The sequence below is a fragment of the Exiguobacterium sp. s50 genome, assembly GCF_018618175.1.
Taxonomy (GTDB): Bacteria; Bacillota; Bacilli; order Exiguobacteriales; family Exiguobacteriaceae; genus Exiguobacterium; species Exiguobacterium chiriqhucha.
This window is the reverse complement of record NZ_JACSLP010000011.1, coordinates 33,593-51,335: the sequence shown is the minus strand read 5'-3', so window position 1 is coordinate 51,335 and position 17,743 is coordinate 33,593. Positions and strand designations below refer to the sequence as shown.

General features: G+C 53.5%; 18 protein-coding genes. 6 read left to right on the top strand and 12 right to left on the bottom strand.

The features are described 5' to 3' along the window. The first annotated feature begins 115 nt into the window (after nt 1-115). Nucleotides 116-898: a LysM peptidoglycan-binding and 3D domain-containing protein gene (locus KNP68_RS13530; protein ID WP_214719589.1), complete on the top strand. Its 783-nt coding sequence runs from the start codon at nt 116-118 to the stop codon at nt 896-898. A gap of 121 nt (nt 899-1,019) precedes the next feature. After that, the gene (gene cls, locus KNP68_RS13525) at nt 1,020-2,486 is read left to right on the top strand and encodes a cardiolipin synthase (protein ID WP_214799928.1); all 1,467 of its coding nucleotides are present in this window, start codon (nt 1,020-1,022) and stop codon (nt 2,484-2,486) included. 49 nt (nt 2,487-2,535) lie between these two features. Here cls and KNP68_RS13520 read toward each other — a convergent pair whose 3' ends face one another. The 6 genes from KNP68_RS13520 to KNP68_RS13495 all read right to left on the bottom strand — a co-directional run bounded on the left by KNP68_RS13520 (nt 2,536) and on the right by KNP68_RS13495 (nt 7,393). Further along, complete coding sequence (locus KNP68_RS13520; protein ID WP_214799926.1) at nt 2,536-3,513, bottom strand: hypothetical protein; 978 nt, start codon at nt 3,511-3,513, stop codon at nt 2,536-2,538. After that, entirely contained in the window at nt 3,510-4,538 is a 1,029-nt protein-coding gene (locus KNP68_RS13515; RefSeq protein WP_021067454.1) for a DUF58 domain-containing protein, read from the bottom strand. The genes KNP68_RS13520 and KNP68_RS13515 overlap by 4 nt, the downstream gene beginning before the upstream one ends. 1 nt (nt 4,539) lies before the next feature. Further along, entirely contained in the window at nt 4,540-5,448 is a 909-nt protein-coding gene (locus KNP68_RS13510) for an AAA family ATPase (protein WP_029595449.1), read from the bottom strand. Nucleotides 5,449-5,558: 110 nt separating this feature from the next. Beyond that, nucleotides 5,559-5,732: a hypothetical protein gene (locus KNP68_RS13505; protein WP_214799924.1), complete on the bottom strand. Its 174-nt coding sequence runs from the start codon at nt 5,730-5,732 to the stop codon at nt 5,559-5,561. Between the two features lie 110 nt (nt 5,733-5,842). Then, nucleotides 5,843-6,538, bottom strand: coding sequence for an amino acid ABC transporter permease (locus tag KNP68_RS13500; protein WP_021067457.1), 696 nt, complete (start codon nt 6,536-6,538; stop codon nt 5,843-5,845). A 6-nt stretch (nt 6,539-6,544) separates the two neighbouring features. Beyond that, nucleotides 6,545-7,393 carry a transporter substrate-binding domain-containing protein gene (locus KNP68_RS13495; RefSeq protein ID WP_214799922.1) on the bottom strand — a complete coding sequence of 283 codons (849 nt, stop codon included), beginning with the start codon at nt 7,391-7,393 and terminating at the stop codon, nt 6,545-6,547. A 333-nt stretch (nt 7,394-7,726) separates the two neighbouring features. Between KNP68_RS13495 and KNP68_RS13490 the strand changes: the two genes are divergently transcribed. Beyond that, complete coding sequence (locus tag KNP68_RS13490) at nt 7,727-8,122, top strand: hypothetical protein (protein ID WP_214799920.1); 396 nt, start codon at nt 7,727-7,729, stop codon at nt 8,120-8,122. 80 nt (nt 8,123-8,202) lie between these two features. Then, nucleotides 8,203-8,745, top strand: a complete 543-nt coding sequence (locus KNP68_RS13485; protein ID WP_214719581.1) for a GNAT family N-acetyltransferase — start codon at nt 8,203-8,205, stop codon at nt 8,743-8,745. Between the two features lie 156 nt (nt 8,746-8,901). On the opposite strand, the gene KNP68_RS13480 is transcribed toward KNP68_RS13485, so the two are convergent. The 3 genes from KNP68_RS13480 to KNP68_RS13470 are packed head-to-tail and all read right to left on the bottom strand — an operon-like array spanning nt 8,902 to nt 10,711. Further along, nucleotides 8,902-9,351 (bottom strand): GNAT family N-acetyltransferase, encoded by a 450-nt coding sequence (locus tag KNP68_RS13480; protein WP_131472669.1) that lies wholly within the window; start codon nt 9,349-9,351, stop codon nt 8,902-8,904. Between the two features lie 17 nt (nt 9,352-9,368). Beyond that, nucleotides 9,369-10,085: an MBL fold metallo-hydrolase gene (locus tag KNP68_RS13475; protein ID WP_214799918.1), complete on the bottom strand. Its 717-nt coding sequence runs from the start codon at nt 10,083-10,085 to the stop codon at nt 9,369-9,371. A gap of 14 nt (nt 10,086-10,099) precedes the next feature. Next, on the bottom strand, nt 10,100-10,711 hold the full coding sequence (locus tag KNP68_RS13470) for an NUDIX hydrolase (RefSeq protein ID WP_214799916.1): 612 nt from the start codon (nt 10,709-10,711) through the stop codon (nt 10,100-10,102). Between the two features lie 141 nt (nt 10,712-10,852). Between KNP68_RS13470 and KNP68_RS13465 the strand changes: the two genes are divergently transcribed. After that, nucleotides 10,853-11,359: a DinB family protein gene (locus KNP68_RS13465; RefSeq protein WP_214799914.1), complete on the top strand. Its 507-nt coding sequence runs from the start codon at nt 10,853-10,855 to the stop codon at nt 11,357-11,359. Between the two features lie 65 nt (nt 11,360-11,424). Here the strand turns inward: KNP68_RS13465 and parC are convergent, their stop codons facing one another. The 3 genes from parC to KNP68_RS13450 form a co-directional block, all read right to left on the bottom strand. Further along, nucleotides 11,425-13,830, bottom strand: coding sequence for a DNA topoisomerase IV subunit A (gene parC, locus KNP68_RS13460; RefSeq protein ID WP_214756598.1), 2,406 nt, complete (start codon nt 13,828-13,830; stop codon nt 11,425-11,427). 2 nt (nt 13,831-13,832) lie between these two features. After that, nucleotides 13,833-15,800 carry a DNA topoisomerase IV subunit B gene (gene parE / locus KNP68_RS13455; RefSeq protein ID WP_214799912.1) on the bottom strand — a complete coding sequence of 656 codons (1,968 nt, stop codon included), beginning with the start codon at nt 15,798-15,800 and terminating at the stop codon, nt 13,833-13,835. A gap of 129 nt (nt 15,801-15,929) precedes the next feature. After that, nucleotides 15,930-16,334 carry a CoA-binding protein gene (locus tag KNP68_RS13450; RefSeq protein WP_021067467.1) on the bottom strand — a complete coding sequence of 135 codons (405 nt, stop codon included), beginning with the start codon at nt 16,332-16,334 and terminating at the stop codon, nt 15,930-15,932. A 353-nt stretch (nt 16,335-16,687) separates the two neighbouring features. Here KNP68_RS13450 and KNP68_RS15335 point away from each other — a divergent pair, with 353 nt between their 5' ends. Beyond that, entirely contained in the window at nt 16,688-17,743 is a 1,056-nt protein-coding gene (locus KNP68_RS15335; RefSeq protein WP_214799911.1) for a GGDEF domain-containing protein, read from the top strand.

Sequence of the window (17,743 nt, the reverse complement as noted above, 5' to 3'; positions counted from 1 at the left end):
ATCCCTTTGAAAGCTTCTGTAACTGAACTGATATCACTCTCATATCAGGCTGTAACGGCAGTGAAATATACAGGTGTTACAGTAAGGGGGCGTTAGAAAAGGGAGGAATATTCTTATGAAAAAACCACTATTGACACTAACGGCACTCGCTGGCCTTAGTTTAGGAGTCGCTGCTCCAGCTTCGGCAGCATCAACACACACAGTTCAGTCTGGAGATACACTTTACCGTATCGCCGTGAACAACAATGTATCAGTAAATGACATCAAACAAGCGAACGGCTTAAACTCTAATATGATTTATCCGAATCAAGTATTGAAGCTTGCGAAGTCAGAAGCTAAAGCTTCAAGTGCTTCAAAAACGTATACAGTTAAAGCAGGCGACACGTTGTATCGCATCGCGACAAACAACGGCGTATCTGTCAACCAATTGATGACATGGAACGGTCTTAAATCAGATCTCATTTTCCCTGGTCAACAATTCTCTGTAAAAGGTGCCAACGCAGCATCGGTTGCAAACAGTGCACCAGCCGCTAAACCAAAAGCATCAACATCTGCACCAGTGACGAAACAGTCTACGTCGACAACGCAAACCCAAGCTCCGGCTTCAGGTAAGACGATGACTGTGGAAGCAACGGCTTACACGCCATACTGTGCAGGATGCTCAGGAATCACGGCAACAGGAATCGACGTTCGTTCGAACCCGAACCAAAAAGTCATCGCGGTTGACCCTTCAGTCATCCCACTCGGCTCTAAAGTTTATGTCGAAGGCTACGGCGAAGCAATCGCTGGAGATACTGGTGGCGCCATCAAAGGTAACAAGATTGACCTCTTGATGCCGACACAAGAGCAAGCGCTCAACTTCGGTCGTAAATCAGTCCAAATCACAATCTTAAACTAATCGGTTTACCCCAAAAACACCGCAAGCGCGGTGTTTTTTTGTGTTGTAGACGCGGTATCTGTAAACGAGCATTTCGTTTTGCCCATCATCGGGTAAACTAGAGGATAAAGGAGACGTCGAGATGGTCCCAACTGAAATCATCATCAGTATTCTCGGTATCGTGCTGATTGTCTTGAACGTCACGTTCGCCGTCACCATCATCTTTTTCGAGCGGCGTGACATCGGTTCGACGTGGGCTTGGTTGCTCGTGCTGTTTTTCATCCCACTGCTCGGTTTCTTCATCTACATCTTCTTCGGACGGTTAATCAAATCGAACAACTTTTATCAGGTCGACGAGGAGCGTCGTCACGAGTACGCCAAACACGTCGACGACCAATTGACCGAGCTTGATGCGCATGAAGGACTTTTCGCCCATGACCCGCTCTTGTCAAAATATCGAAGGCTCGCCCGCTTGAACTTATCCTCCACAAATGCGCTCGTGACGTATCATAATGCGATTCAGGTCATCCATGATGGCGAGCAGAAGTTCGAGGCGTTATTCCATGACATCGAGATAGCGACGCAGGAAATCAACATCCAGTACTATATCATTCAAAATGACTCGCTCGGCCAAGCGCTCATCGAGGCACTCACGCGCCGTGCCAAGGAAGGCGTCAAAGTACGTCTGCTCTATGACGCCGTCGGCTCACGGGGATTGCGACGTTCCTATTTCAAACAGCTCCTCGCGCACGGCGGCGAGGTGAAGTCGTTCTTCCCGTCACGCCTCGGTATCAACTTCCGCGTCAACAACCGGAATCACCGAAAGCTATGTATCATCGATGGGGACATCGGCTATATCGGCGGTTTCAACGTCGGGAATGAATACCTCGGGACGAACCGTCAGTTCGGCTATTGGCGCGATGTGAATCTGCGGATGAGAGGGGAGGCGGTTCGTGAATTGCTCGAGCGTTTCCTCCTCGATTGGAACCGTGCCGTACCGACGAAACACCGGGCCGAGAGAGAGGACTTCCTTTGGCCGACTTCTCTACTCGAGACGTCCCGGTCACCGGTACAAATTGTCACATCTGGCCCGAACTCGTCGACCGAGCACTTGAAAAATATGCTCGTCAAGATGATCACCGAGGCGAAAGAGACGATTTACATCCAGACCCCATATTTCATCCCTGACGCTAGCTTCCTTGACGCCTGCCGTAACGCGCTCATGTCTGGGACGAAAATCCGCCTGATGATTCCGAACAAGCCGGATCACATGTTTGTCTATTGGGCGACGTATACGAATGCGGCCGAGCTCGTCCGCTACGGTGCCGAAGTATATACGTATGAAGGTGGGTTCCTCCATGCGAAGACGCTCGTCATCGATGGCGAGGTCGCCTCGATCGGCACGACGAACATCGACGCGCGCAGTTTCCGTCTCAATTTCGAGATCTCAGCGCTCGTCTATGACGAGGTCGTTGCCCAGTCTGTCATCGATGCATTCAATCGAGACCTCGCATGTGCCGACAGGTTAACGATTGAGCGTTATGAGACACGAACGAAATGGATCCGTTTCAAAGAGAGCGTGTCACGCTTGCTCAGCCCAATTCTTTAAAAAAGACCAGTCAGACCGTCCGGGAGTGCCCGGCGAACTGACTGGTCTCTTATTTTTTGAGTGTCTGGGTGACATGTCGTTCGAACGCCTCGACGATTGGAGCCGGCGCTTCTTTCTCTCCGTACTCGGCCGCCTCCAGCCATGTGGCAAAGCGATTCCCTTCGGTAAATCCGATTCGTTCGAACCATTCCGAAACAGTCTCTTCGCGCTGGCGGGGATGGGCCTGTTCGAGACGTCTCCCGGCATCAAGCAGACGGACGTGCCGTGGGGCCCGTGTCGAGCGGCGAACCGAAGCGGCCGCTTGATGGCGTTGCTTCGGCACCGTCACATCCTCATGGACTTCTTTTCGGCGTTGCACATAGATGAATAAAGCGATGACGCTGACGAGAACGACGAGAAACGTGACGACCAAGAATAGCGATTGATTCGTCGCCGATTCGAGTAACGTCTCGTTTGAAATCGTCTCGGCATCGATGTTCGGATTGTCCGGGACGAGGATACGGTTGACGCGATCGGTCGGATCGAGATTGACTCCGTCGAACCAACCGCCGATCCAAATCAGGATGGGCTGAATCCAGGCGACGAGGTTGCCGAACAATAGCTCTTTGATGGTCCGGATGATTATCGCCAAACCGAGGCCGACCCCTAGGGCGACGACGAGCGTGGACAACATCCGTTTATAGTCACGGCGATAATACAGGCTCCGTTGCCAAAACAAGAACAAGAACGGGAAGACGATCATCGCCAGCGGCTGAGACGCCGGCGGGAACAACCAATCGACAATGAGGAAGAGCACACTTGCGATCGCGTAACGGTCCGTCCAATCGAGCGTACGGATAAAGGCGTGGACGTACGTGAACAACAGTAGCGTGATGCTCATCTCATACGAGAACAAGAGCGCGGCGATGCTCAGGGCCGTCTGCACCCCGAGCTGCCAGTTGCGCGGCAAACGGAGCGTCAGCAGAAAGACGAGCGGAAACACGTGACCGACATAGAACGCGGCGAACACCCACCAGAGTAGTCTCATCGTCCGTCACCTCCCAGTCGTAAAATGGATTGGCTGCCGCCATATTTGGCGACTTTCCGTTCGAACAGCGACCGGGCGAGCGGGAAGTCACGCTCCGATAGACAAGCGAGCGTCGTCATGACCTTGCGGAAATGCGTCTCACCGCTCCCCGGGGCGAGGTCATAGGTGATGCCTTCCTTCGTCAGGGTCGGGACGATCAGCCCATAGCTCGCGTTCTCTTTCTCGAAGTCGCGGCATAGCGCCGCCGCCTGCGAGATCAACCGTTCCATCTGATGGGTGAGGGCGCGCCCGTCTTTCGTCAACAAGTCGAGCACGACGACATATTCGTTCGCCTGGACGGGTTGCTCGGTCCGGGCGAGCAGTTCCCCCGTTTTCGCATAGGCCGACCAATACAGTTGTCGCATCGGCTGGCCGTGATACGGCGCCACTGACTGGAACGTCTCCGGGTCACGGTAGGCGCTATGACGGACCATCTCCTCCCCAGGTAACGTCGGAGGGCGCTTCGGAATCGGATAAGGCAGGAATTCAGGGAAGACATAGCCGATGCGGTCGAGCGGGTCTTCCTTATAGAGCGAGAACATACGGAGCGGGTCACGAATCTCCATACCGATCGCCTCCATGCGGATCGGTCCGCGTCGAATCGCCTTGAGCGGGAGCGTATAGGCGACGGCCGCCTCGCGTCCGACATAGTTCTCTTGGCGCCAGAAGGCGTGTTCCTCCGACTCGACGGTAGGATGGAGATATCCTGACAGACGGACGACACCGAGCGGGACAGGCGCCGTTGAAACCAATTTGATTGTATACGTCTCTTCATCGTTCGGGAACAGTTTCAGCTCGTCGGTCACTTCGACATGTACGTATTCAGCGAGCCGGAACAACAACTCCGGCATGATGAGCGCATACAGGCTGAACCCGATAATCACACTCGCGAGGAAGACGTTGCCGTATAGGGCGGTGAACACCCCGACGACGAACAAGAGCCACATATACCCGGACTCGAGGTAGCGAGGGCTGACGAGTTGCATATCACACCTCTGATGGGACCGGGATGGTCTCCAAAACGGACTTGATCAATTTAGACGGCTTCGTCTTGAGCGACGCCTCGACCGTCAAGACGATCCGGTGTCCGAGAATCGGCAAGGCGAGCGCGCGGATGTCTTCCGGTGATACGTAATCCCGTCCGTCCATATAGGCATGCGCCCGAGCCGCCATCGTGTAGGCGAGCGTCGCCCGTGGGCTCGGTCCGACCTCGATATCCCGGTGATGACGGAGCGCCTCGACGAAATCGAGGAGATAGTCCTCCATCGCCTCGTGGAACAAGACATCACGGACGGCTTGCTGCATCTCGGCCAGTTCGGTCTGTTGCAACGTGAACGGGGCCGCACTCAAATGCTCGTTCCGAAGCAACCGGCGTTCCGACTCCCGAGACAACGGAGCGAGCGACAGTTTGAACAAGAAGCGGTCGAGTTGAGCCTGTGGCAACGGGAACGTCCCTTGCCCATCGAACGGGTTTTGCGTCGCGATGACGAAGAACGGGTCCGGTAGACGAAGCGACACCTCACCGAGCGTCACTTGTCGCTCCTGCATCGCCTCCAACAGTGCCGACTGTGTCCGAGGTGTCGTCCGGTTAATCTCATCGACGAGCAAGATTGACGTGAAAATCGGTCCAGTCCGGCGTTCGAACGTTCCCGTCGTCGGATTGAACAGCTCCATCCCTAAAATGTCACTCGGTAGCGTGTCCGGTGTACATTGCACGCGTTGGAACGCGGCCGAGACCGATGTGGCCAGGCTTCGTGCAAGCGTCGTCTTGCCGGTACCAGGCCGGTCCTCGAGCAGCACGTGGCCCCCGGAGAGGAGAGCGATCGTCGACAGCTTAATCGCCTTCGACTGCCCGATCACTTGATCGTTTAAATGTGTCGTCCATTGTTGCACCATAATGTAAGTCCCCCGTCTATTTTCTGAATATTTATAAAAATCATAGCACACTCGCGGACCGAGATGGAACGCTAAAGAACGGTGTTGCTAAATATGTAGGTCGATCATGGTCAATCCGAAGAAGACGTTTTCGCGTTCTTACGGCTCGGGAACTCGAAAATCAAGTAATACAAGACAATCATGCTTGTGAAAGGTTGCAGGACGCTGACCCATGTTGGCCCGTCGAACAAAATATACGTAAGTGTGATGAGAACGGATGATCCGACTAATAATTTTGAGAACATAGGCGACGTCTCTCCTTTGAATCGCAATATGGAATAGGTTGACTATACCATGTCACTTTCGCAATAACCGCCCGACAAAAAAACTGACCTGCCTGTATGAGGCAAGTCAGTCATCGTTTCGGTGTATCCAAATAGCGTTCGAAATGCCGCTCCAGCCAGTCCTGGAAGAACGACATGAACGTACAGATGCCCCAATAGATCAAGGCGACAACCAAATAGACGGTCATATAATCGAATTCCCGACCCCCGACGATTTTCGCCTTATTGAAAATCTCCGGAACCGTGATCATGGCGGCGAGCGAACTCGCTTTAATCAAATCGAGGAACACGTTCGAAAGCGGGGGGAGGGCAATCCGCGTCGCCTGAGGTAAGATGACCCCTTTCAGCGTCAACCACTTGTTCATCCCGAGCGAGCGGGCCGCCTCGACTTGTCCTGGATCGACGGCACGGATCGCAGCCCGGACGATCTCCGCGATATAGGCCGCCGAGTTCAGACTGAACCCGATGATTGCCGCCGTCAGCGCTGCGAACTCGATACCGATGAATGGAAACCCTGAATATAAGATGAACAGGATAATTAAAATCGGTACACCCCGCATGAACGAGATATAGAACGTCGACGGGAACCGTAACAACCGCGACGGTGACAGTTTCCCAAGGGCGAGCACGAGACCGAGCAACAAGCCGAAGAACATGCTGACGAATGAAATCCAAAGCGTGTTCGGCAAACCGCCTAGCAGATAAGGGAATGAGCGCACAGCCAGGTCGACGTCAAAAATCGCTTCCCATTTCACACCTTCGAACATGATGGTTTAGTCCAATTCGACGATCGTCGCGTCGACGTCCGGTTCGACCGAGACATCGGCACCGTTATAGAACGTTTCCGACAACTCTTTCACCGTGCCGTCTTCAAGCATCTCGGCAAGGACGCGGTCGATGTTCTCTTGAAGCTCTGCGTTCTCCTTATCCATCAAGAACGCAACTTCCTGCGGGTTATAGGCGATATCCGGGTGAATCGTGATGTCGAACTCCGGGAAGAAGGCGAGGGCGAGCGTCTGGAGATAGTAGTCGTTCAAGATGACGTCGGTCCGTCCTGTCGAGACGTCACGAAGGTACTGGTCGTTCGTCGCATTGTCATAGATGACTTCCTCGGCCCCGTATTGACGTGCCACGTCCATGAAGACGGTTGTCGCTTCTCCAGCGGCCTTTTTGCCTTTCAAATCCTCAAGTGACTCGATACCTGATAGATCGCTCTTGCGAACGATGGCCGTCCCATACGTGTACTTGTATGGCGTCGAGAAGGCAAACTTCTCTTTCCGGTCGTCTGTGACCGAGATATCGTTTGCGGCGACGTCGACTTGTCCGTTTTGAACGCTCGTCAACATGTTGTCGAACGCCATCTCTTTGAATTGGACCTCGAGGTCGAGACGTTTCCCGACCTCTTTCATGAGCTCGACGTCAAACCCCGTCAACGTATCGCTATCCTCTTCCCGGAATGAGGCCGGATAGAGTGTCCCCGCTGTACCGACCGTGAGTGTACCGTCTTCTTTGATTTCGTCCCAGCGTGAAGTTTCGGCCTGATCGGTGCTAGAATCACCACACGCCGCGAGCGGGACAGCCAGTAATAAGGATGCTGCCAAACCTTTTGTCATACGTTTCATTCAAGTTCCTCCTTAAGTTATCATCTGTCTAAAAATAGCATGACATACGCTTACAGGCAACTCCTAAGAGCGGATGAACAGTGTTAAAGTTATTTTTGAAACATAAATCCATAAAGCGCTAACATGTTGATGAATGAAGGATTCAATCGAATGACACAGTTTAGTAATTATGATGAAACAGATCAATGGATGTCGGTTTGAACAATACGGTTTAAGTAAAAATATCATCGTGTTGATCAGCCGACTCCGACGCATGTGAATTTTAATAATTCATGTATGATAGATAGTAAAGGCTTATTCCTAACATATTAAAATGAGGAGAGCGGGGGGCAAATGGAAAAATGGGAGAGATGGACAGTCAATCCAGAGATACCGGCCAAACCATATCTGCAGGCTCTAATTGATGATAAAGACGGATTAAGACTCGTGTTTATGGATACGCATGAGAACACGTATACATTCTTGTTTGACGGACTAGTGCTGTCGTATCGACATACAGACGAAGGAACGCTTATTAGAACGCTAGAACATTTATACAAACATTATGACACTGATTTTTTTAGCAATTGGACACTCTTTCAAGTGACCGATTCCAGCTATTTAAAATGGCTAGCTGAAGAATCAACAAACATTTACGAAGCGGTTTATAATATTCAGCATTACGTTTTCTTGACATCATACGATGTAATTGAAGTGTTGTCGACAAATCCACCGACTCTGATTTTATGACGGTCACTGTATGGCTAGTCTGGTGAGACCATTTGGTTTTGGGATGGAGCGGTCATTACATATGAAGGGAGAAAGATGCAATGGAAGAAGAACCGAACATCTCGATCAAAGCGTTAGATGAGTATTCCATCAGCGTCGTAAACGAAGCCAATAATGCGTTTCCAGTCATCGGGAAAATCATCCCGAGCTTTTGTGACGGGGTTTGGATGTATGAGGAACAGTTATATGAGAAAGCCCATGAGACGAGCTTCCCGGACGATTCACTAGACTGGCATGAATACATCAACAGTGAGGACAAACAAGTATTCTTGGCATTCGACGAGACGACGTGTATTGGACAAATCCGTGTGGTGAAAGACTGGAACCGTTTTGCTTATATCGAGAACATCGCGATCCGTGGCAGCTATCGCAACAGCGGGCTTGGGCATTTGCTGATGCAAGTTGCAGAGACGTGGGCAAAAAAGCAGTCGTTGCTTGGATTGTCACTCGAAGCGCAGAACGATAACGTGATCGCGTGTCGATTTTATGCGAAAGAAGGGTTCGCGCTCGGCGGTGTCGATACTCTCAAACACACCGGCAATCCGAACATCGACATGACGTTGTATTGGTACAAGATTTTCTGATTTTTTTCGAGAGGAGAGATGTCACATCTGACATCGATTTTCTCTGTTTTTCTTCTAGTTAACATAACATATATTATCAGTAAAAATAAAACTCCGTCTCAATCCTTTAGTATACTTAAAGTAGTGAGACGGAATTTGAAATTTGAGAAAAGGGATTCAAGATCGTGTAAAACGAATCAAAGTGACACCTGGTTCCGGTTCGAACTCGGCGCTCGGTTCGAATCCGAGCTTCGTGTACAGCTTCTTGGCCGGCCCGTTATGTTTTCCCGTATGCACATAGACAAGCTTGTCTTCATGCAAGCTGAGCACATGTTCGAGCAACGTCGTCGCGAGCCTCGCCCTGAAATACGTCGGATCGATACATAATTTCGTGACCTCGACCGTGGTCTCGGCTGCTTCGACCGTGATGAATCCGATCAACCGCTCATCGTTATATAAGCCATAGCTCGTCCCAGGCAGATTTTGAATCACTTCGACCGTCTCATAACGCGCTGGAATCTCATCGAATCCGATCAGCTCGGCCTCGACCGCATAAGCGTTCCGTTGAATCTCGAGCATCTGCTCGGCCAGTTGATAATCTGTCGTCTGAATCTCGCGTAACTCCATCTATCAGCACCTCCGGTTTATCGTGAAAATAGACGTGCTTGCTTGCGTTTGGCACGCTTCAGCGCCAAATAGAGCCGGTGTGTCCCAGTGACCGGCTGTCCGTGTCCGACGAACGTGTGGCGCGGTGCCAGGTCGATCAACTTCTCTGCATGCGCGACCGCTGCCCGTTTGTCCCATGTCGCGACGCCCGGGAGCGGGAACAACGGGCGCACATCCCCTGCCACGGAGACTCCCCCACGGGTCTGGAACGCGTCACCAGCAAACAAGTTCCGCTCCTTTTCATCGAAATAAGCGATGGAGCCCGGCGTATGACCCGCTGCCGGATAGACCCTCAGACCGAACAAGCGCTCACCTGGGTCGAGCAATTTATCCGGCAAGGAGTGGATGGTTGGGAGCGATCCTTTTAGTTTGAGTGGCCGTTCATCCGGGTCGGTCGTCTTGTCCCCTTCGAGGAGACGAGCATCGCGCCTCGAGACGTAAAGCTCGGCGTGCGGATGCGCCTTCAAGATGGCGTCGACACCACCGACGTGATCGCCATGGGCGTGCGTCAGCAAGATGGCGAGCAGCGGACGCTCCTGTGCCTCGATATACGCTAAAATCGCTTCCGCATTGCGCACGAGGGCAGTGTCGATCAAGACGAGTCCGAGCTCCCGCTCGATCAATTGGACGTTAATCGGTAATACAGGCGCATAGAATGTCAGTTGATGGACGTGGTCAATCCGTGTGACTTTCATGATATCCCCTCCCCTTAATCAAACAACGTGATCCAATCTTCTTGCCATCTAGCCTCAAAACACATATAAAGCTGTTCCTGCGTGTTCCGCGCGGTCGATAAAGGTGGTAAGTTGTCCCGCGTGAAGAACGCGACCTCGCTCGTCTCATGGCTCACCTGCGCCTCTCCACCAATCAGCTCGCATTCGATGAACAGTTTATAGTAATGCTGCGACAGCGGTGGATGGTCGTGATGATGCATATCGAACAACGCGAGTAGCCGTACCGGTACGACATCAAACCCGGCCTCTTCCTCAATCTCCTTAATGATATTTTGGGCCGGGGACAACCCGACCTCACAAAAACCACCTGGTAACGTCCAAAGCCCGTCCGACCGCTCTTTGACGAGCAAGAGCGCATCGTCCCGGAAGACGACACCGCGTACGTCGAGTTTCGGTGTCGGGTATCCATCGACGTGTGTCAGTTTCGTGACCTCATCCAAGGCGAGGTCTGACTGTCGTTCGAACATCTCGGTCGCGATTCGTTGAAGTTCGACGTAACGTTCGCGATCGAACTCGTCTTTCGTGAACGTCAAACCGGCCTGTGCCAGCGCCTGGAGCCGTTTGGCCCAGTCGAGCCATTGAGACATAGTGATCCCCCCATGATTTTTCCTCTTACCCCATTCGCCAAACGATGGACTTGTTCCTTTTAGCAATACCCGCTCCCATAAGAAAGTACCTATCCTCCCCGTGATATACTGAAATGAGAACGGTGGCAAAGGAGGAACGATATGTCGATTGCAGTGTTATCCCAGTTCAAAGCAGACTTGGACGGCTATACCGAACGGCAGTTGCGCTATCAGGCAGCAGAAGACGTCTGGTCAATCGGGCAGATGTACGACCATATCATCGTGGTGGCCGAGGAATATGCAGACGAGATTGAACGGTGTCTCGCTTCACACGAAGAGCAACCGCTTGGAAAGACCGAATTCGGTGAACGATTGTTTCAAGCCGGTGGGTTCCCTCCGATTAAAATCCGTTTACCTGATGAGATGAACCAACCTCCGAACAACACGGACAAGCGGGAGACGCTCGAGCGACGACTCGACGAATTGTCTGCGCGTTTGAAGCGACTTGAACCGCTCGTCCGCTCAGCGAACCGTGACGTCAAAGCACGGCATGGCGGCTTTGGCTGGCTGAACGCACAGGAGTGGTACGACCTCATCGAGATGCATACCCGTCATCACTTGCGCCAACAGGCCGATTTGGAGCGCTATCTGATAGAGGCCGAGCTTTGAATCCATAAGAAAAACCCTGTATCAAAGACAATGGTCTCTGGTACAGGGTTTTCTTTAGTTCGATCTCAATCGAGATACACGTCCTCAATCTCTCCGAATGTCTCTTCATCAAACACGAACGAGCCGTTGGCGTAGCGGTCCAAGAGCGTCAACTGCTTCGTTTTGACCGTCTTCGCTTTCTCTTTCCCGATGATGTGGAGCGTCTCATCGTCATGAACCGGGAGCACACGACGAATCTGGTGCGGTTTCGATTTGACTTCGCGGATGAGCATCGTCCCGCGCAAGTTGCGGTTCGTGCAGTCGAACTGGTCCTCGAGCTTCATCTTCTTGACCGCTCCACGTTGCGTCACAAGGACGAACAGCGGCGGTGTGAAGAAGGCGAAAGCATCTGCGACCATGTCCCCATCCTTCAAGTTCATCGCTTTGACACCGGCGGCGCGCTGACCGACGACCGGCACGTCATCTTCTTTGAACCAGAGGCCGTAACCGCGCTCAGAGACGAGGAACAGTTGGCCAGGCCCGTCACTGATGCCGGCGAAGACGACCTCGTCGTCGCCTTTCAGTTTGAGCGCCATGAGCGCCTTCGACTTGCGTTGGGCGTCATAGTCACGGAGCGGTGTCCGTTTGACCATGCCTTCACGCGTCACGAACAGACAGTGCGCGTCGGTGTCGAACGTCGAGACGACATCGGCCGAAACGACTTGTTCGCCTTCGATCGGCACGAGGTTGGCGACATGCTGACCGGCGTCTTTCCATTTCGACTCTGGAATCTGATGGACCGGGATGAGCAAGTAACTGCCCTTGTTCGTCCATACGAGCAAGTGGTCCGTCGTCATCGCCTGGGTGACGAGGACGGGACGGTCTTTCTGCTTCATCTCCGGCATCTCGTCGCTCGAGGCGCCATATGAGCGCATCGATGAACGTTTGACGTACCCGTCGCGGCTGACGAACACCATCGTCTCTTCGACGGCGATCATGACCTCTGTCTTCAGTTTCAACTCTTCGACCTCGGACTCGATGACCGAGCGTCGTGCGTCGCCGTACTCGTCACGGAGTGCGGTCAACTCTTTCGAGATGAGCTTCCGTTTCGTCGCGTCGACGTTCAAGATGTTAGCGAGGCGAGCGATCTCTTTTTGGAGCGCCTTCGCCTCTTTTTGCAGTTCGACGATATCCGTGTTCGTCAAACGATACAATTGGAGCATGACAACCGCTTCGGCTTGACGGTCTGAGAACGAGAACCGCTCCATGAGCTTCTGCTTCGCCTCGGACTTGTCTTTGGCCGAACGGATGAGTTCGAGCGTCTCGTCAAGGACCGAGATGGCCTGTTCGAGCGCATCGACGATCTCGGCGCGTTTCTTCGCCTGGTCGAGCTCGAACGTCGTGCGTCGAGTGACGACCTCTTCGACGTGCTTCAAGTATGCGTCGATAATCGACAAGAGTCCCATCTGTTTCGGTGTCCGGTTGACGATGGCGACCATGTTGTAGTTATAGGCGAGCTGCAGATCGGTATGCTTCAAGAAGAAATGGAGCACACCTTCCGCATCGGCTTCCTTCTTCAACTCGATGACGACGCGGACACCGGTCCGGTCAGTCTCGTCACGGACTTCGGCGACGCCTTCGACTTTGCGGTCGAGGCGAAGCTCTTCCATCTTCTTGACGAGGTTCGCCTTGTTCACCTCATACGGGAGCTCGGTGATGGTAATCTGTTCACGACCTCCCTTAAGTGGCTCGATGACCGATTTGGCACGGATGATGACCTTGCCTTTTCCGGTCTCGAACGCCTTCAAGATGCCGTCTTTGCCCATGACGATTCCGCCAGACGGGAAGTCAGGTCCTTGCATATAACGGAACGCGTCATTCGTCGTCTCGACCTCACCTTTCAGACGGGCGATGGCGAGGTTGAGCACCTCGGTCAAGTTGTGCGGCGGAATCTCGGTCGCGTAACCGGCAGAGATTCCCGTCGTCCCGTTCATGAGCAAGTTCGGGAGGAGTGACGGCAAAACGAGCGGCTCTTCGGTCGAATCGTCGAAGTTCGGCGTGTAGTCGACCGTGTTCTTCGAGATCGACGTCAGCATGACGCCGGCAATCTTCGACAGACGGGCCTCGGTATACCGCATCGCGGCGGCCGAGTCGCCGTCCATCGAGCCGTTGTTCCCGTGCATGTCGATGAGCGGGTAACGCAACTTCCAGTCCTGCGATAGGCGTACCATCGCCTCATAGACGGAACTGTCACCGTGCGGGTGATAGTTACCGATGACGTTCCCGACCGTCTTGGCCGATTTGCGGTACGGTTTCTCGTTCGTGTTGCCTTCATGGTGCATCGCATACAGGATGCGGCGCTGAACGGGTTTGAGGCCGTCGCGCGCGTCCGGGAGGGCCCGGTCCTGGATGATATATTTCGAGTAACGCCCGAAGCGGTCACCAACGACCTGTTCGAGCGACAAGTTTAAAATATGTTGAATCGTCGACATCGTTACATCACTTCCTCAATCGCTTTAGTCACGTGTTCATTGGCGATGATCGAATCATCTTCCTGGAGGCCGAAGGCGACGTTCTCCTCGATCCATTCCCGGCGATGGGCGACGTTGTCTCCCATGAGCACCGAGACACGCTTGTCGGCGACGGCAGCGTCGTCGACCGTGACGCGGATGAGCGTCCGTGTGTCGGGGTTCATCGTCGTCTCCCATAGCTGGTCGGCGTTCATCTCACCGAGACCTTTGTAGCGCTGGAGGATATAGCCCTTCTTATACACTTTGACGAGCTTCTCGAGCGCTTCTTCGTCCCAAGCGTACTCGAACTGTTCCGACTTGCCTTTCCCTTTCGAAATCCGATAGAGCGGTGGCAAGGCGACGAACACTTTGCCGGCCTCGACGAGTGGGCGCATATAACGGAAGAAGAACGTCAACAGGAGCACTTGGATGTGAGCCCCGTCCGTATCTGCGTCGGTCATGATGATGATTTTGTCGAAATTGCAGTCCTCGAGCTCGAAGTCATGGCCGACCCCAGCCCCGATCGCGTGGATGATCGTGTTAATTTCCTCATTCTTCATGATGTCCTGGAGTTTCGACTTCTCCGAGTTGATGACCTTCCCGCGCAGCGGCAGGATGGCCTGAAACGTCCGGTCGCGGCCCTGTTTGGCCGAACCGCCGGCCGAGTCACCCTCGACGAGGAACAGTTCGTTCTTGGCGGCGTTCTTCGACGTCGCCGGCGTCAGTTTCCCGTTCAAGATGCTCGAACGTTTCTTTTTCTTGCCGTTGCGCGCCTCTTCCCGGGCTTTCCGGGCGGCTTCGCGGGCCTGGGCGGCGCGGATCGCCTTCTTGATGAGCATCGTCGCCATCTGCGGGTTCTCCTCGAGGAAGATCGTCAGTTGTTTGGCCATGACACCATCAGCGCTCGTACGGGCCTCGGGCGAACCGAGTTTCGATTTCGTCTGCCCCTCGAACTGGAGGAACTCTTCCGGGATCCGTACCGAGACGATGAGCGTCAAGCCTTCGCGGACGTCGCCGCCGTCAAGGTTCTTGTCTTTTTCTTTCAACAATCCGTTCTTACGGGCGTACTCGTTCACGATGCGGGTCATCGCCGTCTTGGCGCCGACCTCGTGCGTGCCGCCGTCACGAGTCCGGACGTTGTTGACGAACGAGAGGACGTTCTCAGAATAGGCGTCCGTGAACTGGAAGGCGAGCTCGAGCTCGATATCGTTCTCCGTCCCTTCGAAATAGACGATCGGATGAAGCGTCGCCTTGTCGTCGTTCAAATATTGGACGAACTCGGCGATCCCTTCCTCGTAATGGAACGTCTCTTCTTTATCCGAACGCTCGTCCGTCAACGTGATCGTCAATCCTTTTAACAGGAATGCCGATTCACGGAGCCGTTCAGCGAGCGTGTCGTAGTTATATGTCGTCGTCGAGAAGATCGAGGCGTCCGGTTTGAAGTAGACGCTCGTCCCCGTCTGACGCGTCTTTCCGGTCTCGAGGAGCGTCGTCTGCGGGATCCCGCCGTCGGCAAACGTCTGCTCGAACACTTTGCCGTCGCGATAAATCGTCACGAGGACCTTGCTCGAGAGTGCGTTCACGACCGAAGCGCCGACCCCGTGGAGTCCACCTGACGTCTTGTAGCCGCCTTGGCCGAACTTACCGCCGGCGTGAAGGACCGTGAAGATGACCTCTGGCGTCGGTTTCCCGGAGGCGTGCATCCCCGTCGGCATCCCACGCCCGTGATCTCGTACCGTGATGGCGTCATCTTTATGGATGGTCACATCGATTTGGCCACCGAATCCGGCGAGCGCCTCATCGATTGCGTTATCGACGATCTCATAGACGAGATGGTGCAAGCCGCGATGGTCGGTCGAACCGATATACATCCCCGGACGTTTCCGGACAGCAGTCAGTCCTTCGAGCACCTGGATGGCGTCTTCATTGTAATTAAATAAGTCTGTTGACATCTTCGTCACCTCAATTTCGAACACACGTTCGTTTTTCTATCCTATTGTATAGCTGTTTTTGGATTCTGGCAAGCCTCCCTCCGCGAGCGGGGCTCGTGAAAAAAAGGAGACCTACCAAGGAGGTAGGTCTTAACCGAGAAGGCGGGCGTGCTCGACATAGATGCATCGATTTTCGATGTAGTCGAGTCCGGCATCGCGAGCGATCCGCTCGGCGTCCGGGCTGGTGAGCCCGAGCTGGTTGAAGACGAGACCGACATCCCCATGTCGGACGGCATCTTCGGCCACGCCGGCCAAATACTCATTGCGTCGGAAGACGTCGACGATATCGACGCGCCCCGGGATGCTCTCGACCGTCGGATAGACTTTGCGTCCGTTCCACGTCTCGAGCGTCGGATTGACAGGGATGACTGTGTAACCTTGCAAGATCAAATAGTCTGCGATTTGGTTCGCGGTCTTGTTCGGGTTCGCTGACACGCCGACGACAGCGATCGTCTTCGCCTCGGTGAGCCATTGTTTCAAACGTTGATCGTCCATCCTGAAATCCCCCTTTTGTTTACGTTCTCAGTGTACCTTTACCTGAATCACCGTTTCAAGCTTTATTTTCTTTTATCATACAACTGTAACTCTTTCAAATTTTTAAAACAAATCAATTGGTTCACCATAACTTATTATGTAAACCGGATTATATGACGATGTTTCTCCGGTTCTCAGGTCGATGTGTGTCTCGGAGGAAAATCCCGTGCGAACGAACGTTGCGTGAAATATCTATTTCACGCAATCATAAGGACCGATTTAAAGCGTTTCAGATAGCAAGATTGACTCGTTTCTCGAACGCCCATGGGCAAATCGATGGCAGTTCGGTATACTAAGGTTCAGGAGGTGTTCGCGTGGGAACTGCCTATGAGGAACGTCGCGGTACACTATATAATTACCGCATCACTTTTTACGGGAACGCGCTCGCTTGGCTCATCCACGTCGTGTTCTTGATCACGTTTTGGCAACTCGGCGTCACGGTACTCGCCTGGTCGAATCTACTCAGCATTCTGTATTACACGCTATCCTTTTATTTTGTACATAAACGATATTATCGGGCGTTCTTCGTCGGTCTGTTCATTGAGGTCGTCTATAACGCAATCATCTCGACGGTCGTGCTCGGTTGGGGTGCGAACGTCCACTACTTCATCATCATGGTCGCCTATGGAGTGTTCTTCATGCCGAACGTCCGTCGGTCCATCCGGGTCGCCTCGACGATACTCGCCATGACCATCTACGGTTTCCTATATATGAATGTGACGACAGGGACGCAACCGCTCACGCCGTCCTTCGAGCAAATATTGGGCCTCTTTTGTCTCTTGTCGACGATCGCCTTGATTGCTGGTCTGTCTTTCGTCTTCGAAGGGTCCGTCGTCGAAGTGACGTCCGAGCTCGAGCGGACGAACGAACGGTTGCACACGCTCGCCTCACGGGACGGGCTGACCGGGTTGTATAATCGGACGACCGGTTACCGATTGGTCGAAGATGAGATTCGCGAAGCCGTCATCAATGGACGGCCATACGCCGTCGCTCTAGGGGACATCGACCATTTCAAGGCGTTCAATGAGCAACACGGTCATGACTGCGGCGATCTCGTACTCAAGCAAGTCGCCTCCGCGCTTGCCCGAACCGACGGGATAGCCGTCCGTTGGGGTGGCGAGGAGTTCCTCATCTTCTTGGCGGACCAGTCCACTGCAGAGGCCACGGAGACGATTGACCGCTTGCGGCAACGCATCAAATCACTCGAGACAATTTATGACGGCCGTCGTCTCAGCGTCACGATGACGTTCGGTGTCACGACGCGAACTGGATTCGAGGCCGTCGAAACGCTCGTCAAAGAGGCGGACGACCGGCTCCGGGCCGGTAAACAAGAAGGCAAAGACCGAATCGTCACGTCAATCCATCAGTAA